This is a genomic window from Gottfriedia sp. NPDC056225 (assembly GCF_042267765.1).
Lineage (GTDB): Bacteria > Bacillota > Bacilli > Bacillales > Bacillaceae_G > Gottfriedia.
Genome location: NZ_JBHJTJ010000030.1, coordinates 1 through 24,036, shown reverse-complemented (window position 1 = coordinate 24,036; position 24,036 = coordinate 1). Strand labels below are relative to the sequence as shown.

The 24,036-nt window shown below is 33.1% G+C and carries 25 protein-coding genes; 18 read left to right on the top strand and 7 right to left on the bottom strand.

Annotated features, from left to right (window positions below; all coding sequences use genetic code 11):
* Nucleotides 1–8 precede the first annotated feature (8 nt).
* Nucleotides 9–383, top strand: a complete 375-nt coding sequence (locus ACFCYN_RS17630) for a cysteine-rich CWC family protein (RefSeq protein WP_375950690.1) — start codon at nt 9–11, stop codon at nt 381–383.
* 28 nt (nt 384–411) lie between these two features.
* On the top strand, nt 412–663 hold the full coding sequence (locus ACFCYN_RS17625; RefSeq protein WP_375950688.1) for a colicin immunity domain-containing protein: 252 nt from the start codon (nt 412–414) through the stop codon (nt 661–663).
* Nucleotides 664–1,126: 463 nt separating this feature from the next.
* Here the strand turns inward: ACFCYN_RS17625 and ACFCYN_RS17620 are convergent, their stop codons facing one another.
* Entirely contained in the window at nt 1,127–2,149 is a 1,023-nt protein-coding gene (locus ACFCYN_RS17620; RefSeq protein WP_375950686.1) for a LacI family DNA-binding transcriptional regulator, read from the bottom strand.
* A gap of 455 nt (nt 2,150–2,604) precedes the next feature.
* Here ACFCYN_RS17620 and ACFCYN_RS17615 point away from each other — a divergent pair, with 455 nt between their 5' ends.
* From ACFCYN_RS17615 to manA, 9 genes are all read left to right on the top strand, one after another.
* Nucleotides 2,605–3,927 carry an ABC transporter substrate-binding protein gene (locus ACFCYN_RS17615; protein ID WP_375950684.1) on the top strand — a complete coding sequence of 441 codons (1,323 nt, stop codon included), beginning with the start codon at nt 2,605–2,607 and terminating at the stop codon, nt 3,925–3,927.
* A complete protein-coding gene (locus ACFCYN_RS17610; protein ID WP_375950682.1) occupies nt 3,927–4,805 on the top strand; it encodes a carbohydrate ABC transporter permease in 879 nt (292 codons plus the stop codon). The genes ACFCYN_RS17615 and ACFCYN_RS17610 overlap by 1 nt, the downstream gene beginning before the upstream one ends.
* A complete protein-coding gene (locus ACFCYN_RS17605; RefSeq protein WP_098119937.1) occupies nt 4,792–5,622 on the top strand; it encodes a carbohydrate ABC transporter permease in 831 nt (276 codons plus the stop codon). Before ACFCYN_RS17610 ends, ACFCYN_RS17605 begins: the two co-directional genes overlap by 14 nt.
* A 24-nt stretch (nt 5,623–5,646) precedes the next feature.
* Complete coding sequence (locus ACFCYN_RS17600; protein WP_375950680.1) at nt 5,647–7,257, top strand: glycoside hydrolase family 13 protein; 1,611 nt, start codon at nt 5,647–5,649, stop codon at nt 7,255–7,257.
* Nucleotides 7,247–8,191: an MTP-1 family protein gene (locus ACFCYN_RS17595; protein WP_375950678.1), complete on the top strand. Its 945-nt coding sequence runs from the start codon at nt 7,247–7,249 to the stop codon at nt 8,189–8,191. The genes ACFCYN_RS17600 and ACFCYN_RS17595 overlap by 11 nt, the downstream gene beginning before the upstream one ends.
* Before the next feature lie 35 nt (nt 8,192–8,226).
* The gene (locus tag ACFCYN_RS17590; RefSeq protein ID WP_172443795.1) at nt 8,227–9,285 is read left to right on the top strand and encodes a BtaManbiosPhlase; all 1,059 of its coding nucleotides are present in this window, start codon (nt 8,227–8,229) and stop codon (nt 9,283–9,285) included.
* Nucleotides 9,286–9,563: 278 nt separating this feature from the next.
* The gene (locus tag ACFCYN_RS17585) at nt 9,564–10,793 is read left to right on the top strand and encodes an MFS transporter (RefSeq protein WP_172443796.1); all 1,230 of its coding nucleotides are present in this window, start codon (nt 9,564–9,566) and stop codon (nt 10,791–10,793) included.
* A gap of 32 nt (nt 10,794–10,825) precedes the next feature.
* Nucleotides 10,826–11,698 (top strand): ROK family protein, encoded by an 873-nt coding sequence (locus tag ACFCYN_RS17580; RefSeq protein ID WP_172443797.1) that lies wholly within the window; start codon nt 10,826–10,828, stop codon nt 11,696–11,698.
* A 23-nt stretch (nt 11,699–11,721) separates the two neighbouring features.
* The gene (gene manA / locus ACFCYN_RS17575; protein ID WP_172443798.1) at nt 11,722–12,666 is read left to right on the top strand and encodes a mannose-6-phosphate isomerase, class I; all 945 of its coding nucleotides are present in this window, start codon (nt 11,722–11,724) and stop codon (nt 12,664–12,666) included.
* Between the two features lie 57 nt (nt 12,667–12,723).
* Here the strand turns inward: manA and ACFCYN_RS17570 are convergent, their stop codons facing one another.
* From ACFCYN_RS17570 to ACFCYN_RS17560, 3 genes are all read right to left on the bottom strand, one after another.
* A complete protein-coding gene (locus ACFCYN_RS17570) occupies nt 12,724–13,242 on the bottom strand; it encodes a cysteine hydrolase family protein (protein WP_172443799.1) in 519 nt (172 codons plus the stop codon).
* A gap of 77 nt (nt 13,243–13,319) precedes the next feature.
* Entirely contained in the window at nt 13,320–13,619 is a 300-nt protein-coding gene (locus tag ACFCYN_RS17565; RefSeq protein ID WP_375950675.1) for a hypothetical protein, read from the bottom strand.
* A 227-nt stretch (nt 13,620–13,846) separates the two neighbouring features.
* Entirely contained in the window at nt 13,847–14,518 is a 672-nt protein-coding gene (locus ACFCYN_RS17560; RefSeq protein ID WP_375950673.1) for a phosphatase PAP2 family protein, read from the bottom strand.
* Between the two features lie 237 nt (nt 14,519–14,755).
* Here ACFCYN_RS17560 and ACFCYN_RS17555 point away from each other — a divergent pair, with 237 nt between their 5' ends.
* Nucleotides 14,756–15,124, top strand: a complete 369-nt coding sequence (locus ACFCYN_RS17555; RefSeq protein WP_172443802.1) for a DUF4180 domain-containing protein — start codon at nt 14,756–14,758, stop codon at nt 15,122–15,124.
* Nucleotides 15,125–15,254: 130 nt separating this feature from the next.
* On the opposite strand, the gene ACFCYN_RS17550 is transcribed toward ACFCYN_RS17555, so the two are convergent.
* Nucleotides 15,255–15,797 (bottom strand): helicase, encoded by a 543-nt coding sequence (locus ACFCYN_RS17550; RefSeq protein ID WP_172443803.1) that lies wholly within the window; start codon nt 15,795–15,797, stop codon nt 15,255–15,257.
* 140 nt (nt 15,798–15,937) lie between these two features.
* On the opposite strand from ACFCYN_RS17550, the gene ACFCYN_RS17545 reads away from it, so the two are divergent.
* Complete coding sequence (locus tag ACFCYN_RS17545) at nt 15,938–16,636, top strand: aspartate/glutamate racemase family protein (protein WP_375950671.1); 699 nt, start codon at nt 15,938–15,940, stop codon at nt 16,634–16,636.
* Between the two features lie 312 nt (nt 16,637–16,948).
* Here the strand turns inward: ACFCYN_RS17545 and ACFCYN_RS17540 are convergent, their stop codons facing one another.
* Nucleotides 16,949–17,479 (bottom strand): CcdC protein domain-containing protein, encoded by a 531-nt coding sequence (locus ACFCYN_RS17540; RefSeq protein ID WP_375950670.1) that lies wholly within the window; start codon nt 17,477–17,479, stop codon nt 16,949–16,951.
* A 182-nt stretch (nt 17,480–17,661) separates the two neighbouring features.
* Here ACFCYN_RS17540 and ACFCYN_RS17535 point away from each other — a divergent pair, with 182 nt between their 5' ends.
* The 4 genes from ACFCYN_RS17535 to megL all read left to right on the top strand — a co-directional run bounded on the left by ACFCYN_RS17535 (nt 17,662) and on the right by megL (nt 21,567).
* The gene (locus tag ACFCYN_RS17535; RefSeq protein ID WP_375950669.1) at nt 17,662–18,801 is read left to right on the top strand and encodes a sensor histidine kinase; all 1,140 of its coding nucleotides are present in this window, start codon (nt 17,662–17,664) and stop codon (nt 18,799–18,801) included.
* A gap of 20 nt (nt 18,802–18,821) precedes the next feature.
* Nucleotides 18,822–19,490, top strand: coding sequence for a response regulator (locus ACFCYN_RS17530; RefSeq protein ID WP_375950668.1), 669 nt, complete (start codon nt 18,822–18,824; stop codon nt 19,488–19,490).
* A gap of 501 nt (nt 19,491–19,991) precedes the next feature.
* Complete coding sequence (locus ACFCYN_RS17525; protein WP_257131687.1) at nt 19,992–20,123, top strand: hypothetical protein; 132 nt, start codon at nt 19,992–19,994, stop codon at nt 20,121–20,123.
* Nucleotides 20,124–20,370: 247 nt separating this feature from the next.
* Nucleotides 20,371–21,567: a methionine gamma-lyase gene (megL, locus tag ACFCYN_RS17520; protein ID WP_375950666.1), complete on the top strand. Its 1,197-nt coding sequence runs from the start codon at nt 20,371–20,373 to the stop codon at nt 21,565–21,567.
* A gap of 819 nt (nt 21,568–22,386) precedes the next feature.
* Here the strand turns inward: megL and ACFCYN_RS17515 are convergent.
* Entirely contained in the window at nt 22,387–23,175 is a 789-nt protein-coding gene (locus ACFCYN_RS17515; protein WP_375950664.1) for an HAD family hydrolase, read from the bottom strand.
* A gap of 219 nt (nt 23,176–23,394) precedes the next feature.
* Here ACFCYN_RS17515 and ACFCYN_RS17510 point away from each other — a divergent pair, with 219 nt between their 5' ends.
* Nucleotides 23,395–23,967, top strand: coding sequence for a DUF1643 domain-containing protein (locus ACFCYN_RS17510; protein ID WP_172443810.1), 573 nt, complete (start codon nt 23,395–23,397; stop codon nt 23,965–23,967).
* Nucleotides 23,968–24,036 lie beyond the last annotated feature (69 nt).

Here is a 24,036-nt window from a genome sequence, read left to right as displayed (position 1 = left end):
GGGATTTAATGGCAATTAAGCTCTGTCCCATGTGTGGTAATGAGAATAAGTGCTCAAGTGGGATGACTTGTTGGTGTAATGATGAGTATTTCCCAAGAGAGATCTTTAATCAGATATCATCAGATGAGGTAAGAAAATCTTGTATATGTAAGTCCTGTTTAGATAAGTACAAAGAAGATAATAGAATAGAAGACATAAAACCTGCTGATATCGGACCTATGGTCTTTGGTCGTAAAAAAGAACCTAAACAAGACGGTGAAATATGTTACTGCTATGAGAAGTTTAAAGATAATCTTAAACCAGGAACAGTAACTAAGTGCTTCAAAGAGAAATGTGCTAATTACCTAAGTTGCACCTCGATCTATTTAGGAAAATTAGAATAGTTTTTTATTAAAAAAGTGGTGTGATTCTATGATTATATATAAATATAAAAAACTAATTGAAGATTTTTTAGCAAGGGAAATTACTGCTGATGAATTTCAGACTCGATATTTAGAAACTTTTAAAGAGACTGATGATAAAATGAATATATATTTATTTGAAATATTAAATGGTGTATTTGAATCAGCAGATTGTTATTGGCATGAGTGTCAACCAGGTGCAGAAACGAATTTTGAGATTTCAGAAGAACAATTAAGAAAAGAAGTAGCAAAAAAGCATTAGTAAAATTGAATAAGTTAGATATAAAGTAATTTCCTTGTTCAACTGACACGGTGCTTTAGTCGAAAATCATGAGCTGCTAATGTGCGACTTTTTTTATTAAATAAAATGGCAGTATAGTCTATCAGGAAAAATAAAATATGTTACTATAATTAAAGCTCTTATTTAAAAGTTCAAGAGAGGTTGATTTAGTGAAAAAAGCTTTTTATTTAATTTATTTATTACCGATTCCATTTTTTACAACATGGTTTGACATGAATAAATTACTGAAAAAATAATTCAACTAACAAAGTGCATCAGATGTATAAGATTCCCCAAGGTTGTCTAATTAGACAATCTTTTTTAGTTTAAAAATCAACATATAAATTTCATAGAACCAGTAAACAAAAAAACACCCTTACCCCAAAATGAAGTAAGAGTGACAAAACATAGTCCCTTTAAATATTTAATTTTCTTCTCTATTAACTCAAATCTTTCCTAATTCCCCAGTAGATTCCCTAATGATCAATCTAGTAGGCAATAAAATTTCATGTATTGGTTCATCTTTGTTTTCGATTCTCCAACATAGCTGTTCAACTGCTTTTTTGCCGAAGAAGTTTAAGTCGATATCCATCGTTGTCATTTTTGGTGATGCAATTTGAGACAGTTGTCCGTTGTCAAAACTACAAATCGATACGTCATCTGGTACATTGAATCCTCTTTGCTGCAATTCTGATTGAATGAGAAATCCAAGTCCATCATTTACACAAAAATAGGCTGTCGGTTGAGTTGTTAACTGATCTAGTAATCCTTTAATGTGAGATTGTTCTTCTTTAGCATGATTTAAAAGGAATGCTTCGTTTGGTTTAATTCCATATCGTTTTAATGCTAAAAAGTAGCCTTCTAATCTTTCTTGGTAGCTTGGTGAAATATCGACATCACCAACGAAGCTAATTTCTGTATGTCCCAATTTAATTAAATGCTCAACAGCTGTAAATGCCGCGAAGCGATTATTCGTTAAAATTGAATCAGCATGAAGGAATGGTTCATGGTGATCAATTAATACGGTTGGAATGCCAGAGCTAATAACTTTTGCAGTATAGTCTGTACTAATATGAGATAAAATTAACAATCCATCAATTTCTTGATTTGTTAATAAATTAGGCATAATTAAATTTTCAACCGAATGCTGATCAATTGATTCAATTAAAAAATTCATATCTCTAGCTTTTAATTCTTTTTGGATACTTAAGTAGATTTCACCAAAAAATCCAGTTAAAGAAAACGCAAGCTCTGAAGCGATTAATCCGATTGTTTTGACTGTTTTTTCTTCAATTGGCTTTTGCGTACGATTATTAGAATAAGAATAACCTAATTCATCTGCAGTATCTTGTATAAGCTTTCTTGTCTCTTCGCTAACACCAGCTTTTCCAGATAATGCCTGCGAGACGGAGTTTTTTGAGATGTTCAAACGCTTAGCAATGTCTTGCATTGTAACTTTCTTTTCCATTAATAAATTTCTCCTCTAATCAATCTATCTAAATTATTATTCTAAAATGTCTATTGTAATTATATTGTAACGTTACAAAAAAAGTAATGCAACTATTTGTAATGTTGTTTGTTAAATTAATTAAAGTATAAAAGTATTAAAATATTTAAAAATCACTTGACTAAAATTATTTTAGGTGGAATAATCAGTTTATAAGTTAAATAATAACGTTACAAATTATTGTTTTGTTAGTTTTGTAATGTTAAGTAATGTGATTTGGCGATTTGAAGATTAAATAAAGGAAGGGCACAAATAACTATTTATATTTATGACCTAACAACTATTATACCTTTTTTTTGAGTATTTGTTAGCGCTTTCAGATTGAAGTAAATACATAAATGGAAATAGAAATAGTCAACGTGTTTTTCTTTTGAAAAGAAATTTGATTTTATCTTAATCATTGGAGGAAATACTAGATGAAAATGAAAAAAGTATCATCAGTCTTGTTAGCTGCTTCTTTATCTGTTGCTGGTTTATCTGCTTGTTCCACAGGTAATAAGGAAGTAAAAGGTGGAGCGAAAAATGGCGTGACGACAATTGAGTTTTGGGCTGCACCAAATCCAACTCAACAAGTTTATTGGAAAGACGTAGCTGAACAGTTTACAAAAGAAAATCCAAACATAAAAGTAAATGTAAGTCCGATGAAAGAAAGTCCTACATCTGAAGCTAGTATTCAGTCCGCGATTGCAGGTGGAAGCGCTCCGACAATGTCTGAAAACATAAACCGTGGATTTGCAGCCCAGTTAGCTGATAGCAAGGCACTAGTTCCTTTAGATGAATTAGATGGTTTCGACAAAGTAAAAGAAAACCGTAACATGGAAAATACGATGAAGGGTTGGCAGTTTGCTGACAAGCACCAATACGTTCTACCAATCTACTCAAACGCTATGCTATTTGGTTGGAGATTAGATATTTTAAAGAAATTAGGATTTAATGAACCACCAAAAACTTATAGTGAAATGTTAGCGGTTGCTAAAAAATTAAAAGAGAAATATCCAGATAAATATGTTTGGGCAAAAGCAGACCTTGCAGACCCAACAGCATGGAAAAGATGGTTCGACTTCTTCATGTTATACGATGCAGCATCAGAAGGTAACAAATTCGTAGAAGGTACTAAATTTACAGGTGATAAGAAAGCCGGAGAGAAAGTATTCGATTTCGTGAACGACCTACGAAAATCTAATGCATTACTAACAAGACAAGCTAAAGATCCATTTGAAACAGGATTAGGCATCTTTACTGATATCGGTCCTTGGACAATTTCTTATTGGGCAGATAAATTCCCAAACATGAAGTTTAATGAGACATATGCATTATCTACACCACCAGTTCCAGATGGTATGTCTACTGAAAATGTTAAAACATTCGCCGATACAAAAGGCATAGTTATTTATGCTTCTGCTACTAAAGAACAACAAAAAGCAGCGATGAAATTTATCAATTGGGTGTATTCAAATCCTGAAAATGATTTGAAATGGCTTGAGAAAACGAACTTACCACCAGCACGAGATGATTTAGCAACAAATGATACATTTAAGTCGTTCTTTGATAAAAATCCAGCATTACAACCATATGCAGCAGCCGTTCCTAATGCGATTCCACCAATGGATAACGCAAAGTATAACGATATTCAAACTTATATTGGCCAATATGCATTCAATCCTGTAGTAAAAGGTGAAAAAAATTCTAAAACTGCATGGAAAGATATGAAAGAGGCAATTGAGGGGGCTCTTAAGTAATGAGCGCTAAACAAGGAAGGTTGGGCTGGCTATTTGCCAGTCCTTATCTTATTTATGCAGTTGTTTTCTTCTTAATTCCATTAGTATGGTCATTGTTTCTGTCATTTACTGATTGGAATTTAATTGCTCCAACATTTAGTTTTGTTGGAATTGAAAATTATACAGAAGCGTTTAAAAGCCCAGGCGTACAAAGTGCATTTTTCGTCGCATTCAAATTTATGGCGCTATTTGTACCAATGGTTGTAGCATCTTCAATCATTGTAGCTTTAATCGTTCAAGGTTTACCAAAGTTTAAAGGTGTATTTTTAATCGGATTTTTTCTACCGTACTTAGCTTCTGGTGTAGTTTCTTCATTAATTGTTAAAGGGCTATTATCATACAACAGTCCGATTAACGAGTTTTTAAGAAATTCACTTGGTTTAGATATTAACTGGCTAGGATCACCATTTGGTGCACTATTCACAGTAGCGGTTATTATTGCCTGGAAATTTACTGGTTACTATGCATTAATCTTAACTTCCGGTTTTGATAGCATAGATAAAGAAGTTTATGAAGCAGCTTTAATTGATGGAGTAACGCCAATGCAACGCTTTTGGAAAATTACATTCCCTCTATTATATCCTGCATTATTTACAGTATTAATTTTAGCAATTGGTGTAACTTTTGGTATTTTCACAGAGGTTTACCAGTTAACAGGTGGGGGACCGAATTTCGCAACAAATACATGGCAAATGGAGATCTTTACTAGAGCATTCTCGAATCTTCAAGCTGGTTATGCATCTGCAATTGCGATTATCGCTTCAATTGTTACATTTATATCAATCTTTATTATTCGAAAACTTTTAGAAATGTGGGGAAGACGAAATGGTTGGAACTAAGAAAAAAGGATTATGGTTTCGTTACCTAATTGCCTCGATTCTCTTACTAGTAATGGTTTTTCCATATATTTATATGGTTTTAAATTCATTTGCTGATTGGAGCCAAGTAGACCGAAAGCTAATTCCAACAGGCTTTACTTTGAAATCTTATAGCTGGCTATTAGGTGGTGGCGAATCAGCAATACCAAGACCTTGGATCAATGCATTTTTTAATAGTTTCTTTGTTTCTGCTGCATCTACATTATTAATGATGGTTACAGCGGTGATGGTAGCATATGCACTTGCTAAAATTCCTTTTAAAGGAAGGAACTTTATCAATAACTTTATTTTATTTCAAATGTTTTTCCCGGCGATTATTTTATTAATCCCTACATTCCTTGTCATCCAAAAAATAGGTATGTATGACTCATACTGGGGAATGATTTTACCAAAAGCAATGAGCTTATGGGCAGTCTTTATGTACACAAACTTTTTTAAGGCAATTCCCGAAACGTTTATTGAGGCAGCAAAGCTAGATGGGGCAAGTGAATGGCAAATTATGTTTAAAATTGTTTTACCGATGTCAAAATCAATTACAACTGTTATTTTCCTATTCTTATTTATGGAAAGATGGACAGAGCTTTTATGGGATATGTTAGTTGCGAAGAGTGACAATATGCTAACGCTAAACGTTTTATTATCACAAATGTTTGGTCCTTATGGAGGTTACCCAGGACCGATGTATGCAGCAGCGGTATTACTAACATTGCCAATCATTATTATCTTCTTATTATTTGCTAAAAAGTTTAAAGAAGGTATGCAATTTACGCTTAAGTAATTCATTGAATGGGGTTCTAACGAAATGGCAAATTGGTGGAAGCAAACTACTTTTTATGAAATATATATGCCGAGCTTTAAAGATGGAAATGGAGATGGAATTGGCGACTTTACTGGCATCATCTCAAAACTCGACTATTTAAAAGAGTTAGGGGTTGGTGGAATATGGCTAACTCCATTTTATCCATCACCTAAGGTTGATAATGGATATGATATTTCAGATTATTATTCAATTGATCCCGATTATGGAACAATGGAGGATTTCGAATTATTTATCCAAGAATCACACAAACGCGGAATTCGTGTAATTGCTGATTTAGTTTTAAACCATACATCCACTGAACATCAATGGTTTAAAGAATCAAAGTCCAGTAAAAATCATCCAAAACGAGATTGGTATATTTGGAGAGACGAACCAACTAACTGGGAATCATTTTTTGGTGGAACTGCGTGGGAGTTTGATGAATTAACAAACCAATATTATTATCATGCATTTGCTAAAGAACAGGTAGATTTTAACTGGGCAAATCCCGAAGTAAGGCAAGCAATGTTTGATGTAATGGACTTTTGGCTTCAAAAAGGAATAGATGGTTTTCGGTTAGACGTCATCAATTTCTTAAAGGTAAATAATACGTTCAAAGAGAATCCAATTGATATTGAAAAAAATGAGCAAATTCATTTGCATGATAAAGATCAAGATGGAATCTTACCGATTATTTCTGAAATCGCCGAGTTTGTAAATCGCTATGAGGATAAGTTTTTAGTTGGTGAGGTTGGTTCAGACGATTTATCAATTTTAAGAGATTACTCAGGGCTTAATAAATTAGATGTTGTTTTCAATTTTAATATTGGAAGTATAGCTGAGTTAGACGTAAAAGAGATTTTTCAACAAGTAAATGAAACAGAGCAAATTTATGATGAAACGCAAACCCCTACTCTGTTTTTCTCTAGCCATGATATGTCTCGTTTTATTTCAAGATTTGGTGGAGATGAGGATCGAGCAAAATTAGTAGCAACATTGATGCTTACAGCTAAAGGTGTCCCATTTATTTATTATGGTGATGAAATAGGTATGCGAGATTGGGTTACCGATGACATCCAAGATATGAAGGATGTTCAAGGGCTTACAGCATACGAATTAGAAAAGCAATCGAATGCGTCAGAAGAACAAGCTTTAAAAATTGCAAATGAAAAATCGAGGGATAAATCTCGTACACCTATGCAATGGAACTCAGAAGTCAATGTAGGTTTCTCGAATGTTGAACCATGGATTAATGTCCCAAATCATAATCGTTCGATTAATGTAGAAGACCAACTACAAAACTCAAATTCAATTCTTTCTTTTTATAAAAGCTTACTGAAATTAAGAAGCCAGCATGCATCATTACAGTTAGGTCAGTATGAATTATTAAAGCATGAAGAAGAATTATTCTATTATATTCGCTCGTATTCTGATGAAAAAATAATCGTTATTTTAAATTTTTCAGATGAACCAAAATCAATCATGTTTGATGGTTATAAAACATTTGAATTACTACTTTCATCTAAGCGGGAAGACTTAGAATTCACAAAAGATATAAGGATTTTACCTAACGAAGCATTCATTTTAAAAGGAGAAAAAGAGAATGACATTTAATCAAAAGCAAAATGCTCAAACTTGTGAAGAGTTAATTTTGGATTTCACAACGAAAAAGCAGCCAACTAATCCAGAAAAAATCGTTTTTACTGGTATTGGTAATCATGATGTTTACAATATTAGTGCTCCTTTTGAAGACGAAGGTGAACTAGTAATAGCAGGGAGAGTTGAATCTCGTGATAGTGAACATTCATTTGTTTATTTCTTCGTTGAAAAAAATGGTGAATGGGTACCTAGAGAAGGATCGCTTACTCTTGAATTACAAGATCCATTTTTTACGAGAATCGCTGGTGAATTAGTGCTTGGAGGCGTACAAATCTTTCCACATCCAGTAAGCGCTGGGCAATTAGGTTGGAGAACCGTTTTTTATAAAGGTGATTCCATTGCAAATTTAGTGGAGTTTGCAAAAGGTCCAGATGGGATGAAAGACTTACGTCTAGTCGAGTTAAAAGATAAAAGGATAGGTGTATTAACTAGACCTCAGGGTGAAAAAGGTGGTAGAGGAAAAATTGGTTGGACAACAATTCAATCACTATCAGATTTAACTCTTGATGTGATTAATAACGCTCCATTACTTGAAACTCAATTTATTGATGAGCAGTGGGGCGGAGCGAATGAGGCCCATCTTTTATCAAATGGAAAGATTGGCGTGTTAGGTCATATTGCTAATTTTGATGAAGAGGGAAATCGTCATTACTATCCGATGGTATTTTGCCTTGATCCTGAATCAGGTGCATTTTCAAAGATGGAATTAATCGCGACAAGAAGTCACTTTTTACCTGGTCCATCGAAACGTCCTGACTTAATTGATGTTGTATTCAGCGGTGGATTAGTTCGTCATGCTAATGGCACAGCTACACTTTACGCTGGCATTAGTGATGCAGATGCTCAAAAAATTACGATAGTAGATCCGTTTTTACAATACGAACAATAAGTACGAATCATAGACAAACAAAGGAGCTAATAATAATGAATGTATATAGATATGAGGAAAATCCAGTCGTAACACCTGCAAATGTAAAACCACATCGTCCTGACTTTGAAGTAATCGGTGCATTTAATGCAGGCATTGCAAAATATAATGATGAAATTATTATGCTATTACGTGTCGCAGAACGTCCAATTAGTGAGGATCCAAATATTATCAAATCACCTGTTTTTAATCCAACTACAAATGAACTGGAAATTTTAGAGTTTAATGTCAATGACCCGAAATATGATTTTTCAGATGTACGTATGATTTGTGAAAGTGGAAATCAAAGCTTTACATATTTAACTTCACTATCGTATTTACGAATTGCTCGAAGCAAAGATGGCCATCAGTTTACAATCGATGAAACTCCATTTGTATACCCTTCAAATGAATTAGAAACATTCGGGATTGAAGATCCACGAATTACTCAAATTGACGATACATACTATATCTATTTTAGTGCTGTTTCACCTGTAGGTGTTGGTGAGTCAATGGTTTCAACGAAGGATTTTGTAACAGTTGAACATCATGGAATGATTTTTGCACCTGAAAATAAAGATGTATTAATCTTCCCGGAAAAAATTAATGGTAAATATTATGCACTTCACCGTCCTGTACCGAAAAGTGTAGGTGAACCTGAAATCTGGATTGCTGAATCTAATAATCTATTATATTGGGGCAATCATAAACATTTATTAGGTTTAAGAGAAGGAATGTGGGATAGTGCTCGAATGGGCGGAGGAGCTGTTCCGTTTAAAACAGAAAAAGGTTGGCTGGAGCTATATCATGGTGCAACTGAAGATCACCGTTATTGCATGGGTGCAGTTTTACTAGATTTAGAGGATCCAACTAAAATTATCGCTCGTTCAAACGAACCGATTCTTCAACCAGAAGCTGACTATGAAGTAGAAGGATTCTTTGGGAATGTAGTCTTTTCATGTGGGGCACTAGTTGAAGGTGATGTTGTAAAAATGTTCTACGGTGTGGCAGACACTTCAATGGCATGTGCTGAATTAAGCTTACAAGAAATACTAGATTCACTAACTTATTTATAATCTAACTCTAATAGGAAGGATGTCATAAAGCTAGGAAATGAATTTACTCCCAATCTAACATTTTGGAATGGTGTAAAAGAAATCCATTATGCATCCTTTTTTCTTTATAAAAATTTTAGGAGGAATAAAGAGATGAAAAAGAATAATGACTGGATACTAGAAAAATTAAATAAAGAGGTAGCTAAAGGCTAGGAGCTAGCGTCTCAAAAATATTTATATTTTTGGAAGGTAAGTAGTCATCTTTGTAAATAGCCCCTCTTAAAAGAGGAGAATCATGAATGCTTCAAATATTTAAATCTTTTTCAACAGAATTAAAGTTCTATTTATTAATGAATACATTTTTTTCGTTTGGAGGAGCGTTATCGGGGATCTTTCAAAGTGTATTTTTATGGAAGCTCGATAAAACGTACTCACTATTAGCGCGTTTCAGCTTGCATTGGTCGGTTGCCATTATTCTTTGCTTCGGTATTTGTGCATGGATTGCTAGAAAAACAAGTCCAATGATTACGATGCGATTAGGCTTTATCTGTTATTTAATCACCTATTTAATCATGCTTTTTTACCATGCAAATTTGAATGAACATATATTATTACTAGGATTTTTAAACGGATTGGCAATGAGCTTGTACTATGTTGGTGTTCATTTAGCCATCTTAGATTTAACAACTAATGAACAAAGAGATAAGTTTTTGTATGTCCAAGGGATCTTAATGACAATCGGAGGGGTTATTGCGCCACTTTTGTCAGGAGTCATCATTTCTCAATTTAATGGAATGAAAGGGTATTATGTTGTTTTTACTGGTACATGTATTTTCTTCTTTATTGCATTTTTAACGTCATTAAAGGTAAAAGGAAAACCAGTTTCTTCAAAAAGCCATTTTTGGGATGTTGTAAAAAAACCTTCACCGGAATGGAAAAAAATGTACTTAGTAATGTTTTCCGACGGAGTAGTATCTGGGGTATACACGACCTTTTTAATTACGATGATGACGTTCAAGGTAGCTGGCGGTGAGCTAAATCTAGGAATCTATAACACGTTCGCTCAGCTAGTTGCGGTTTGTGCATTTTATTTTTTAGCTAAACTAACGAATCAAAATGATCGAATAAAGATTTTTGCAGTTGGTGCAATTGGTATCTTGCTAAGTTCTATTCTAATTTCTTCACTACCCTATCTTATTTCATTAATTATTTTCGGCATTGTTTCGCCAGTAGCGATGAATATGATCAATACATCAATGAATGCGATGATTTATGAATCAATTGAACGAGATCCAAATTATAAGAATAAGCGATTGGATTATATTATTATTCGGGAAATTCCGCTCGGTATTGGAAGAATAATCGGGGTATTTATATTCCTAGCATTGGGGAAATACTTTAATCTCGAAGCACTTTTACCAATTTCCTTTAGCTTCTTTCCGATTATATATGTAGTGATGATTCCAATTCTTTATTTAATTTGGAAGAAACCACTTTCAAAATCCGTTCTTCAATCAAAGGAAGTATAAAAATTTAGCGACATTATATTGGAGGGAAATTTATGTTAGGAGCAATCGAAGCAGGTGGAACAAAGTTTGTATGTGCAGTTGGTGACGAAAATGGCAATTTAATTGAAAGAATTCAAATTCCAACGACAATACCGGATGAAACAATCCCAATGGTGATTGAGTTTTTCAATAAATTTCCGATAAGAGCAATTGGAATCGCTTCATTTGGTCCAATCGATGTAAATAAAGAAAGCGCTACCTATGGGAATATTACATCAACTCCGAAAACAGCTTGGAAGGACTATCCTTTTGTTCAAGTGTTTAAAGATCACTTTTCAGTCCCAATTGGATTTAATACTGATGTCAATGCAGCGGCATTAGGTGAGGCTACTTTTGGTGCAGCAAAAGGTTTAGATAGCTGTCTGTATATTACTGTTGGCACTGGAATTGGTGCTGGCGCAATAGTGAATGGCGAGTTACTCCAAGGGATTACACATCCGGAAATGGGTCATATTTTAGTAAGACGTCATCCAAATGATCAGTATGAAGGGAAATGCCCATATCATCGTGATTGCTTAGAAGGATTAGCCGCTGGTCCAGCAATTGAAGCTCGCTGGGGAGTAAATGGTGCAAACCTTGTTAACCGAGAAGAAGTATGGGATTTAGAAGGCTACTATATTGCCCAAGCGCTTATGCAATATATTTTAATCTTATCGCCTAAGAAGATTGTTCTTGGTGGAGGAGTAATGAATCAAAAACAAGTCTTTAATAGCATCTATAAATATTTAACAGAATTAGTCTGTGATTATGTTAGTTTACCAGAGTTATCTGAATATATCGTACTACCAGGCTTAGGAGATCGCGCTGGAATCACTGGGGCTCTTATGCTTGCACAAAATGCTTTAAATAAAAACGCACTAGTTTAAGTAGATTATAGGAGGAAATTACCATGCAACCATTATTTTTAAAACCAGTATTTAAAGAAAGAATTTGGGGCGGTACAGCGTTAAAAACGGATTTTAACTATGAAATACCAAATAAAAATACAGGTGAATGCTGGGCAATTTCAGCTCATCCTCATGGGGCCTCTATCATTGAAAATGGCCCATTCGCAGGTACGGCATTAAATGAATTATGGACGAAGCAACCAGAATTATTTGGTCACCCAAAGGAACAGGTATTTCCACTATTAACGAAGATATTAGATGCAAATATGGATTTATCCGTTCAAGTACATCCTGAAGATACGTATGCAAAAATAAACGAAAATGGCGATCTTGGAAAAACTGAGTGCTGGTACATTCTTGATTGTAAAGAAGACGCAGATATGATCTTTGGTCATAATGCCCAATCAAAAGAAGAATTAATTAGCCAAATAAAAAAAGGTGAATGGTCTGACTTACTAAGAAGAGTAAAGATTAAGCCAGGTGACTTTTTCTATGTACCTAGCGGAACTATTCACGCATTATGCGAAGGCACACTCGTATTAGAAACACAACAAAGCTCTGATACAACTTATCGAGTTTACGATTATGACCGAAAAGATCAAAAAGGGAATGTAAGAGAATTGCATTTAGATAAAGCAATCGATGTAACAACAGTACCTCATCAAGAAGCACAAGTGGAATTTAAAACAGAACAAAAAGAAAATATAAAAATTAATACATTTGTAGATTCAGAGTTTTTCACCGTCCATAAATGGGATATTACTGGTGAAGCCTATTTAACTTATAACGATCAATATTTACTTTTAAGTGTTATAAAAGGGAACGGAAAACTAATCCACAGTGGTGAAGAATATCATTTAACAAAAGGATCAAACTTTATCATTCCTGTTGGATTTGGCGAGTTTGTTTTAGATGGGGACTGTGAAATAATAGTTTCGCATACTTGAATCTATTTGAATATTGAAAAAAGAATCAGTGCAGATTTGCACTGATTCTTTTTTATGTTAAAAATTAAATTCCTCTGCTGTTTTTATAGTAGCCATCCAGCGTAAGGTCTGATTATGATGATGAATGATTTGCTCCGCAGAAAGTCCATCTGAATTCCAAGTACTATGAGCATCTGTAATTAAAGTAACTTCATAGCCTTTTCCAAAGGCACTTCGAGTCGTCGTATCTACGCACAATTCTGTTTGAATACCTGCCATGACTAAGTGATGGATATCTAGCTTGCTAAGTTCTTCTGATAAATTTGTCTTGAAAAATGAATCAGGCGTTTCTTTATGTATAATGATATCAGTTTCAGAAGGTGCAATATCCGATTGAATTTCCCACCCTGGAGTACCATATTCAAGTGGAGAACCTTCTTCAGAATGCTGAATATAAAAGATAGGTGTATTTGACGCTCGTGCCTTATCAATTAATATCTTAATATTATGTAATAATTTTTCACCGTTATATACTGGGTCGGATTCATTGAACATAAATGCCTGTACATCAATTACGAAAAGCGCTGTTTTTTTCATTAATCATCATCTCCTTTAGAAATTGGTCACCAAAGCTATACTTTAGAGTGAAATCGAAATATCTACTATAAAAAATCTTAAGCATCTCTAAAATAATCAGCTATATAGAGAAACTCCTTTTTTCGAATGATATAATTTTCATCATTTAAAGAATAACATTTTGCTTTCTCTTTTTTTAGGTATTCTTTATCACCTTGATTATGCTCTTCGTCATCAACTACTATAGACTGTATTGCTAAAATAGGATGACCATTAAAAAATACATGGGTTTTCAATGCAATTGAAGGTGAAGAGTGTAAAACAAAAAATAAAATGATTGGTAGTATGATTACTGGACTAAAAATCAAAAATATTTCTTTCCAAGTCGTTTGCCTCATTTTGCCACTCACTTTTTCTAAAAATATCCAACTACATTGTATTCTTTTTTCTAATTAAGAAACCCTTTTCTTATTGAGCTAAACTCACTGTTAATTACATAAAAAAAGAGTCAATAAAATGACTCAGGATCGGTAGGTTATTCAAGTTTTAGTTGAAAGAGAATTCATGAATAATGTAATTAATCAGGTTTTGAAATTCAACTAACGAATTTAATAGAATGATCGATCTACTTAATAGGGGTAAGTCCATTTCGAACAGTCTTTACTTTTCTATTTGGCAATAACAACCACTCATTCACACTTTCAACTATTTTAAATAGGCAATTAACCAAAAAAATTGCTGCGATTACATCCATAATCGCATGCTGTTTAATAAATAATGTCGCAAGAATAATCGAGATGGAGAAACATTTAATTCCCCAATTAATCCACCACTTTTTCCAAGAACAATGGCGAATTGCACGGATCATTAAATAACTGCTCATAACATGAATGCTTGGAAAGCAATTATATGGTTGATCAATTTTGTATACATACTTTAAAATGCGAGACAAAAAATCTTCACCTGTAACCTCAGGTCGTATAGGGACAACAGTTTGGTAAAAATAATAGATAATGAAACATACTAACAATCCTAGGTCAAATACTAGAATTGTTTTAATTGCTAGCTTATAATCTTTGAAACAAAAATAAATTAACGTTATGGTTAGATAGCCAATCCAGGCTATATAAGGAACTACAAACATCTTCACAACAGGAATCTCTCTATCTAAACTTGTCACTAATGTATGGACACCGCGAGTTGAAGTATTTAAATACGGATAAATCATCATTATGGCTGGGATGCTCAGCAAAAAAAGCAGGCTGCTAGCAATTTTTAAATTTTTATTCATCTTCATAATCCTCCTCGTATGACTGTATAGTAACAAAAAATTCTTAAGGAAAAAGATGATTGTTTCTTAAGGTTTTCTTAATAGGAGCAGACGAAACTTGAGGAAATAGAAAATCCGACTAAGCCTATAGTCGGATTCTAATAATAATAATTTTTATCGTATCTTAACAAAGCATTGCTTCACGGAACATAATCTTTGTATTAAACTAGTAGAAATAATCAAAATTTAAGAAGGGGAAGACAAATGAATATAAAAACGACAGAATTAAACAGCCACGTAATAGCAATCGCTCATACAGATTCGGTCATACTAATTGATGAACAAAGTACATTAGATATGATTATGACGATATCTTATGATCATCGTAGTAACCGTATTGCATTAAACAAAGAGGCGATTTCAGAAGATTTTTTCAATCTAAGCACTAAACTTGCAGGGGCTATGCTTCAAAAGTTCGTTAACTACAATATGAAGTTTGCGATCATAGGGGACTTTTCGGGTTACACAAGTAAAGCACTTAAAGATTTCATTTATGAGTGTAATAAGGGGAACAATGTATTCTTTGTTTCAACAGAACAAGAAGCAATTGATAAATTATCGAAGGCGAAGTAGTAGGTATGAGGGGGCAGGATTTACAAAGTTATTTGCGAATACAAAGTGAATCCGATCATAATAAAAATTACCTTTTAAGCAATCTTCATGATCGATCCAAATTATACTCGCTTTTCTTTATAGTTCACAATTAATTTTTTTGACAAAAGATAAAATGATCGTTGGAATTCCAGACATGAAGATCATCTGCACGATATCCGCGTAACCATAACACGTTGTTAATTCGTCGAATATAAAAGCCCTTCGGAAAATCTACGTCATCAGTTAATGCTTCAGAAGCAACAGTAATCGATCCTGGTGGAGCTTGATGTTGCGTCACTGGATTTCCTAAAAAACCTTCTGGCTGATCTAAATATGCCAGTCTTAAGTATGGACCTAACTCCATTGGACATAATGCCAAACCGAGTTCACCTGCTTTTTTATAAATCTCAGGTGTTGTTGCGCCATCAACGAAGCCAAGATCAAAAACCGTTAGTTCGACAGTCTGGAGATTGTACTTTTCACCAGATGTCGTAAATTTATCATCTGCTAGGATCCTCTCACCAGACTCGTTGATTGAGATAGAATATTGTTGCAATTTCTCAATTAACTGGGATTTTGGAAGTCCACCAATCTCTACTTTTCTAGTAATAAATGGACAATTTGGGTATACTTTTTTATTTTCAATATGCATATGTAGTCACTCCTAATAACTGTAATTCAAATGATGGCATGGACTGTAATAATATTCTATACTATTTTTTATTTTCCTTGTTTTAATAATTTAAAATTAATTTAATAAACAAAAATAAAAGGAATTGGAGCTGATTCTTGATGAAAACAATCGGACTTATAGGTGGTATGAGCTGGGAGTCCTCATTACTCTATTATCAAATTATGAACGAAAGTGTAAAAGAAAAACTAGGCGGGCATCATTCAGCAAAAAGTTTAATGTATTCGGTCGATTTCGGGGAAATTAAAACGCTCCAGTTTGAAGATAAATGGGATGAGTTAACAACAATAATGATTGAAATTGCAAAAAAGCTTGAGACTAGTGGTGCGGATTGCCTTGTTATTTGTACGAATACAATGCATAAGATGGCTAAAGAAGTTGAAGAATCGGTTACGATACCTTTATTACATATCGCGGATGCAACTGCTAAAGAAATTGTAAAGAATGGAATTAAAAAAGTTGCACTATTAGGAACAGCATTTACGATGGAGCATGAATTTTACAAAGGAAGATTAATTGATCAATTTGGACTTGATGTGATCGTTCCAAACGATGCTGAAAGAAAACTTGTACATAATATTATATATGAAGAACTTTGTCTTGGTATTGTGAAAGAAGAATCAAAACAAATTTATTTAAACATAATTGATCATTTAGTCGAGCAAGGTGCGGAAGCAGTTATTTTAGGCTGTACAGAAATAACGATGTTAATTTCTCAGTCCAGTTGTAGTATACCTGTTTTTGATACAACAACAATACATGCTGAAAGTGCGGTCGATTTTGCTTTAGAGATTAAATAATAAAAATCCCACAAGATTAAATCTTGTGGGATTTTTTTGAAGTTTACAACCCATTAGAACTGAGCTAAATCATATATCAATATGAAAAAGTGAGGAAATAAATGAGAATTCATGATAGATCATCAAGGTTTAGTGATATATCAACGTGAATTAGTGATATATCAACGAGATTCAGTGATATATCAACTTGAATTAGTGATATATCAACGAGATTCGATGATATATCAACGGAGTTCACAACTTTATCAATATTGTTCATATTTTGTTCGCATTTATGATCATTCTATTATTCAAATGGAAGTCCTCTGTTAATTATGCATTAAGCTCTTGAGTAAGGTTTTTCTCTTTTTTCATCATAAATAAATTAAAGACGATATAGTATGCAAACATGATTAACATTAATCCAGCTGACCAGCCGGATGCCATGCTTTGTAATCTGTTTGTTAAAACATCATTTGTCGCACCATGTAATTTTTCAATTGAATAAATATCATAAATACGATAAATCAAACGACCGAAGAATAGTAAAGTAACAGTTCCACTAATCCAAATATTAGTATTATAGAACCATGAGCCATTTCTCATTTCAAAATTTGTTTTAATTGAAGCGAAGTAAGCAAGCCCAATTCCGATTAAAATACCAACTATATCTGAAGTTATAATGATCGGTTTTAAACCACTTTGTAATAGGACTAATGCTCCAATTATTAAGAATATAACGATACTTCTGCGCATTCTATTTTTATTTAATTGTTGCCATCCGATACTTCGGCGAACTCTTTTGAATATCCGATAAGCTAAAAGTAAAATAATAATACCGATAAACATATATTGTTGTTTCATTGTTTTTCTCCTTTAATGTGTGATTTATATTCCTATCATATTCTTTTATTTGCTCTGAAACGACTTCTAAATGATAGAATTTTTTTCGAAAAGTCTATAACTATAGATAGAGGAAATCAGGAAGAATATTGTTTAAAATTAAGAGTGAATTTTTATAGGTAAATGAGAGGAGTCAGTTTAATTTGAAAGAGAAGAATAACTTCTTATTAAGACCCATTATAGGTGCTGTTATTATTTTGGTTTTCATGAGCACTGGGAAATTATTTAGTGGACCGCCTCTTAAAACTGCCCTTTATTTCGCTATTTGGGCTACTTTAACATGCATATTATTGATTCCTAAATATAAGTGGTCGAATATAACTTTAGTCATTGCGTTTTGTATAATGGCGATTGAAACTTCGATTGGGTTAATCCTGTTTAAAGAAATAAATGTATTATATTTCTTAGCTTTCATGTTTCACGTAACGATCATCCGGTCATCATTATCTAGAACACCAATTGCTTCAATAATCGTTATGATTATCATTGCCTTAATTTATACAAGGTTTGGCCATCAAGATTTATTGAGTGTTTTAACCTATATTTTAATATCGATTATTATTTACTTAAATGTAAAAAGTAGAATGCAACGGAATGAAATGTATAATTTGAATAAACAACATTTAGTTAATTTAGAAAAAGCATACAGTCAACTACAGGAAGCATCTTCTACTGTAATGCAAAATGCAATTTTAGAAGAAAGAAACCGAATTGCTAGAGAGATTCATGATGCGGTCGGCCATAGTTTGACTTCTCTAATCGTTCAAATGCAAGCTTTGCAATATATGATAAAAAAGGATCCAAATCAAGCTGAGCAAAGTTTAAAGGATATGCTAGTTGTTGCTCGAAAAGGTTTAGAAGATATTCGGAAATCTGTACACTCACTTGCTGATGAGATCCCTCAATCTGCAGTTGGAACGTTAGAAACTCTACTTACACATATGGAATCTTCTACAAGTATTCAATATTCCTTTCAAGCAGAGATTGGTGATGTAGAACTTGATGTAGAGGTATATAAAATATTATTTAGAATTTTACAAGAATCAATTACGAATGTGATTCGCCACTCTAAGGCTACAAAATTAGACGTATTGCTACGTACAGAATCTGAATGCATCAATATGACAATTAGAGATAATGGCTATTTGGATCATGCTCAAAACATTAGTGAAGGCTTTGGATTAAAATCAATGAGAGAAAGACTTGAAAAAATGCACGGAAGTTTATCGTATTCAGTAAATACCCCACACGGCTTCGAAATCGTTGCAAAAATACCGTTGTAACGAAAGAAAGGGTGAGAAATATGTCTAATGAAAAAATAAAGGTTTTGCTAGTAGATGATCAAACGATGATTCGGCAAGGCTTTCGTTATGTAATTAACTTACAAGATGATATGAACTTAATAGGTGAGGCAACTGATGGATTAGAAGCAATTAACATAGCAAAAGAAAAGCTTCCAGATGTTATTTTAATGGATATACAAATGCCAAATCTTTCTGGAATTGATGCTACAAATGAAATAATGAAACAATTACCTACAACGAAAATTGTTATTCTAACAACGTTTGATGATCAAGAATATATTTACCAAGGTATTCGTTCAGGCGCAATAGGTTTTTTATTAAAGGATGCAGATGTTGAGGAAATGCTTGAAGCAATTCGCTCAGCATATCGAGGTGAAGCAATTTTTAAAACCAAGCTAGCGGCTGATGCACTATCGAAAGCGATAGTTTCAGGTTTTGCGATTCCCGGAAAAGAAGGCGAATCAATACTAATAGAAAAATTAACAGATCGTGAACAAGAAATTCTGCAAGAAATGGCATATGGCCTTCGAAATGATCAAATTGGCAAGAAATTATTTATTACAGAAGGTACAGTGAAATCACATGTCCATCGCATATTGCAAAAGTTTGGCTGTGAAGATCGAACACAGGTTGTCGTAACGGCACTTAGAAATGGAATGGTTAAATAGGCCGGTTTACTTCGTATGTAAAAAGTAGATGTTATTCCTAGAGAAATAACATCTACTTTAATGAACCAGAGTCTATAAATGAAACTTTTTATGATGGCTTGTATTACTTTATAAATTAAATCGGAGGAAAGCGTTGGAAAGGGTAGTTTGGGGATAAAAGCTCGAGTTAGACGTATTTGATTGATATGGCTAAAATTTTTAGTAATAAATTTTGTAGAAGTTTTTTAATTTATAGACTCGGTATGATATTTTTAATAGCTATTATATTAAATGGTTGTACAGGAGAGTTTGTGCTAGACTATGAACTATTTTTATTTAAAAAAGGCTAGATTTTTTTTTTGCAAAAAAGAGGAAAAAATAAATATTCTACGAACTATATTATTAATAATTTATTCTGTTAGTCCGATGTACTTCTTTTATTAAAAATTGTATATGTATTTAATGAAGTAAGTTTGTTAACAATACAAAAATTAAATAAAATTTACTAAAGAGGTGTAATCAATGAGCGTCCATGAGCCAAACGAATTTGATGAATTGATAAAAAATGATACCGATTTAAATTTTATTAAGAAGTTTCCAGAAGTTGAAGATGCAATTGGGATTGATGAAATACTTAAGTGGCTAGAAGACTAACGAAATGAATTTTAAAAATAAGTACTTTCTACTTAGGTAGAGAGTACTTATTTTTTTCATTATCTATTATTGTGTTTGAATCTTCTCTAGACCATTTATATTCATTACATAATTTATTTAAAGGTATTGATCTCATATATCTAGAAGTAGTTAAAGTGGAAAATTTTGTAAGTGCTTTCGTTTTGAGGTTTTAGCTTTAATTAACGTTTTTAATTAATCAATCACTTAATTAAGGAGGCATTTAAAAATGAAGGGAAATAGGTTTGATACAAAGTTAATACACGAAGGGTACAAAACTAGTGAGTATCACGGGAGTTTAACTCCTCCGTTATTTCATACGTCAACGTATACATTTCCAACAGCACAGCATGGTGAACAATCTTTTAGTGGAGAAAGAGAAGACTTTATTTATTCAAGGCTTGGAAATCCAACAGTTCAAATTTTAGAGGAACGAATGGCAGCTCTAGAAGAAGGCGAAGCAGCTTTAGCATTTGGTTCTGGCATGGCAGCTGTTTCAGCCACAATTTTCTCTTTAATAAGTTCAGGCGATCACATCATCTGCTCGAAAGGAATTTACGGTTGTACGTATGGATATTTAGAAATGCTAGAAAGCAAGTTTGGTATCCAACATAACTTTTGTGAAATGGATACAGAAGAAGAATTAAGTGCATTAATTCAAGATAACACAAAGGTAATATTTATTGAGACTCCAATTAATCCAACAATGAAAGTAATCGACATTGAGATGATTGTAGAGGTAGCTAAGAAAAATAATATAATGCTTGTAGTTGATAATACATTTTGTTCCCCATATCTACAAAAGCCACTTACGCTAGGATGTGACATTGTACTTCATAGTGCCACGAAGTACATTAGTGGTCATGGAGATGTAGTTGCAGGAATCGTAGTTTGCAAAACAAAAGAGTTAGCTGAACGAATGCTCCCTATACGAAAAGACATCGGAGCAATTATGTCTCCGTTTGATGCATGGCTGCTACTTCGAGGGTTAAAAACACTAGCAGTTCGAATGGATCGCCAATGTGAAAACGCTGAGAAGGTCGTTGCATATCTACAATCCAATCCAATCGTAAAAGAAGTGTTTTACCCTGGCGATTCAAAAAATAAAGACCATTATATTGCCAGTAAACAAATGAAAAAAGGTGGCGGTGTCATCGCCTTTACCATCCATGGTACGAAACAAGAAACACAGGAATTTATCAATCAATTAAAAATGGTAAAAATAGCAGTAAGCTTAGGCGATACCGAAACATTAATCCAACATCCATCTACAATGACACACGCAGTCGTTCCAAAAGAATTACAACAAAAAATGGGTATCACAGATAATTTGTTACGAATGTCAGTAGGCCTTGAAGCATGGGAAGACATCGTAGCTGATCTAAGGCAAGCTTTTACTAAGTCTAGTGGCAACAAGGTATATTAATTTAAGATAATAGATAGAGGTTGTCCCGAATGTAGTATTTTAGGGGCAGCCTTTTTTTATATTTGTATGTTTAGTCGTAGTACAAATAAGGAAGCGGGAAGTGCAAATAAGAAATCAGGAAGTGAACTAAAGGTCGGGGTACAAATAAATCTGTTGAAGATACAAATAAGAAAGAGGGAACTGCAAATAAACTCGTGGAAAGTGGAAATAAAGGTCGAAGTGCAAATAAAAATAGAGAAACTGCAAATAAATTTAGTTAAACTGCAATTAAATTATCTAGTAATACTAATTAGATCGGTTAATACATATACCGGTAAGGGTATCTAACCTTGATATTTGCTCAAAAGTAGATAATGAATAAATTTGCTCTGGATTCCTTCCAAACCGATTAAAAAAGTGAAGAAATCTACTAAAAATCTATAAATGTAGATTATAAATTCAACTCTAACTGAAAAATGCCATTAAGATAGCCCCATTTTCCATCTAGACAGACTTAAATCGTGAAGTTAAATAGGGGTCGGACCTAAACCTTGAAACGGTCAATTTAATTAGTTGAAATAATATTTGGAACAAGCTATCTACATAGAGAAATTAGGGAGATTTTTTTGTAGAAATATGATTCAAAAAGGGGGTATAACTAGTCAAAATCGTAATAGTATTATTAAAAAAGCATCGATAAAGACTAAAAAATACCAATTTGATGTGAACTTCTTTCTGGGTAGACTTATCTCATTAATTGAAAATAGCTCATACAATCCCCACTAAAAAACATAAAAATCCAGCAACCCAAGTAAATGAATCGCTAGATTTTAAAATAATTTACTCATTCAAAGATTCAATAATTGGATAAAGCCCTTCTAAATGAGTAATTTCATATGAAGGAATAACTTCATTTCGTTCTTTATTATGTCTGTTAATCCATACGTTTTTCATACCAATTCGGTTAGATCCTAGAATATCAGTCATCAGATTATCACCGACCATTATTACTTCATCTTTTGAAAGTTCCATTAATGAGAGAGCATGTTCGAATATGCTTGGGTCGGGTTTTCCTTTTCCGAAGTCGCCGGAAATTAGGATTTGATCAAAATATTCTTTAATTTCAGGAGTGATTGAAAGTTTAGTGTGCTGTAAATCAGGTGAGCCGTTTGTGAGTAATAGAAGTTTATACTTTTCGTTTAATTGATTGAGCACAGCAAATGTTTCATCGTAAACAAATGGATTTCCTTTACGTTCTTCAGGGAAAGTATCAGCGAGTAATTGTCCAAATTCTTGGTCTTCAATGCCAAAGGATTTTAAAGCAAGCGTCCATGCATTTTTTCGATATGATGAAGAGTTCGCTCTCATTTTTGGGAATTGATCATGTTCCTCAAGGAAATTTCCCCAAAGACCTTCAAAAGGGTTAATGCCAATTAATTTAGTGAATTCGTATGTATCGTATGATGCATAAAGATTTCTAGCTGAATCACGTACAGCTTTTTCATAATCAAGCGGGTTAATTCCGTATTTTTCTGTAGCTAGTTTACATGTGTTGGCAAATGCTACTTCTATACTTTTTTGATCCCACAGTAATGTATCATCTAAATCAAAAATTATTCCTTTAATCATAAGATAGCTCCTTCTTAATATGAATTGTCTAAATTATCCATAATCGTACTAGGAAAATGTAAATTAGTAAATAGGAAGTCTACTAAAATTTTTAATTTTTTTTGTAGGTTCATTTTGATCATGATCTATTTTAAATTAATAATTTAGTACACTGGACGTCTCATCGGAATATAATACCTTATTGATTTTGTTTTAATTAATGATGAAAAGAGTGAGTATATGTCATTTGAGGATTTTGTAAACTGTCATTCAATGCAGATTAATACGAAGGCGGTCTTTGATAAACAAAATAAATTAATGCGATATTCGCTTACGAGAACTTGGGATGAGTCAAAAAAGAAAGCTACACTTGTATTACTTAATCCTTGTAGAGCTAATCATCTAAAGAGTGATTATATATTGTCAAGATGCCTTAACTTTTTTATAGATTATAAGAAAAGTAGCTTCGGTTCACTAGAACTAGTAAATCTTTTTGCATTAATGGAACCTGATTCAATAAAGCTTAAAGGAAAAGAATGCGAGATTGGCCCGCATAATGATGAGGCAATAAAGTTAGCAATCAATAATGCTGATATTATTATTGTTGGCTGGGGTTCAAGTAAGCGGTTTAAATGGCGAATAAAAGAAGTTCTAGAGCTTTTAGAACCTTATAAAGATAAATTATATAATTTTTGTGATGACTCAAATCGTAAGGAAATATTGATTCACCCTTTCATTTTAGCTGAACGGCATTGGTTAGAAAAACTAAATTTTGAAGCTCTTTATGATTGGGCATCAAAGGAACATCCTTAATAGTAAATTCTAAAAAACAACTCATTTTTGGGTTGTTTTTTTTTGTTTAATTTCAGGCGGTAAATTTTT

What these genes read in the sequence shown, in the direction of transcription:
- ACFCYN_RS17630 (WP_375950690.1), top strand. Translation starts at nt 9, where the DNA reads ATGGCAATTAAGCTCTGTCCCATGTGTGGTAATGAGAATAAGTGCTCA.
- ACFCYN_RS17625 (WP_375950688.1), top strand. Translation starts at nt 412, where the DNA reads ATGATTATATATAAATATAAAAAACTAATTGAAGATTTTTTAGCAAGG.
- ACFCYN_RS17620 (WP_375950686.1), bottom strand. Translation starts at nt 2,149, where the DNA reads ATGGAAAAGAAAGTTACAATGCAAGACATTGCTAAGCGTTTGAACATC.
- ACFCYN_RS17615 (WP_375950684.1), top strand. Translation starts at nt 2,605, where the DNA reads ATGAAAATGAAAAAAGTATCATCAGTCTTGTTAGCTGCTTCTTTATCT.
- ACFCYN_RS17610 (WP_375950682.1), top strand. Translation starts at nt 3,927, where the DNA reads ATGAGCGCTAAACAAGGAAGGTTGGGCTGGCTATTTGCCAGTCCTTAT.
- ACFCYN_RS17605 (WP_098119937.1), top strand. Translation starts at nt 4,792, where the DNA reads ATGGTTGGAACTAAGAAAAAAGGATTATGGTTTCGTTACCTAATTGCC.
- ACFCYN_RS17600 (WP_375950680.1), top strand. Translation starts at nt 5,647, where the DNA reads ATGGCAAATTGGTGGAAGCAAACTACTTTTTATGAAATATATATGCCG.
- ACFCYN_RS17595 (WP_375950678.1), top strand. Translation starts at nt 7,247, where the DNA reads ATGACATTTAATCAAAAGCAAAATGCTCAAACTTGTGAAGAGTTAATT.
- ACFCYN_RS17590 (WP_172443795.1), top strand. Translation starts at nt 8,227, where the DNA reads ATGAATGTATATAGATATGAGGAAAATCCAGTCGTAACACCTGCAAAT.
- ACFCYN_RS17585 (WP_172443796.1), top strand. Translation starts at nt 9,564, where the DNA reads ATGCTTCAAATATTTAAATCTTTTTCAACAGAATTAAAGTTCTATTTA.
- ACFCYN_RS17580 (WP_172443797.1), top strand. Translation starts at nt 10,826, where the DNA reads ATGTTAGGAGCAATCGAAGCAGGTGGAACAAAGTTTGTATGTGCAGTT.
- manA (WP_172443798.1), top strand. Translation starts at nt 11,722, where the DNA reads ATGCAACCATTATTTTTAAAACCAGTATTTAAAGAAAGAATTTGGGGC.
- ACFCYN_RS17570 (WP_172443799.1), bottom strand. Translation starts at nt 13,242, where the DNA reads ATGAAAAAAACAGCGCTTTTCGTAATTGATGTACAGGCATTTATGTTC.
- ACFCYN_RS17565 (WP_375950675.1), bottom strand. Translation starts at nt 13,619, where the DNA reads ATGAGGCAAACGACTTGGAAAGAAATATTTTTGATTTTTAGTCCAGTA.
- ACFCYN_RS17560 (WP_375950673.1), bottom strand. Translation starts at nt 14,518, where the DNA reads ATGAAGATGAATAAAAATTTAAAAATTGCTAGCAGCCTGCTTTTTTTG.
- ACFCYN_RS17555 (WP_172443802.1), top strand. Translation starts at nt 14,756, where the DNA reads ATGAATATAAAAACGACAGAATTAAACAGCCACGTAATAGCAATCGCT.
- ACFCYN_RS17550 (WP_172443803.1), bottom strand. Translation starts at nt 15,797, where the DNA reads ATGCATATTGAAAATAAAAAAGTATACCCAAATTGTCCATTTATTACT.
- ACFCYN_RS17545 (WP_375950671.1), top strand. Translation starts at nt 15,938, where the DNA reads ATGAAAACAATCGGACTTATAGGTGGTATGAGCTGGGAGTCCTCATTA.
- ACFCYN_RS17540 (WP_375950670.1), bottom strand. Translation starts at nt 17,479, where the DNA reads ATGAAACAACAATATATGTTTATCGGTATTATTATTTTACTTTTAGCT.
- ACFCYN_RS17530 (WP_375950668.1), top strand. Translation starts at nt 18,822, where the DNA reads ATGTCTAATGAAAAAATAAAGGTTTTGCTAGTAGATGATCAAACGATG.
- ACFCYN_RS17525 (WP_257131687.1), top strand. Translation starts at nt 19,992, where the DNA reads ATGAGCGTCCATGAGCCAAACGAATTTGATGAATTGATAAAAAATGAT.
- megL (WP_375950666.1), top strand. Translation starts at nt 20,371, where the DNA reads ATGAAGGGAAATAGGTTTGATACAAAGTTAATACACGAAGGGTACAAA.
- ACFCYN_RS17515 (WP_375950664.1), bottom strand. Translation starts at nt 23,175, where the DNA reads ATGATTAAAGGAATAATTTTTGATTTAGATGATACATTACTGTGGGAT.
- ACFCYN_RS17510 (WP_172443810.1), top strand. Translation starts at nt 23,395, where the DNA reads ATGTCATTTGAGGATTTTGTAAACTGTCATTCAATGCAGATTAATACG.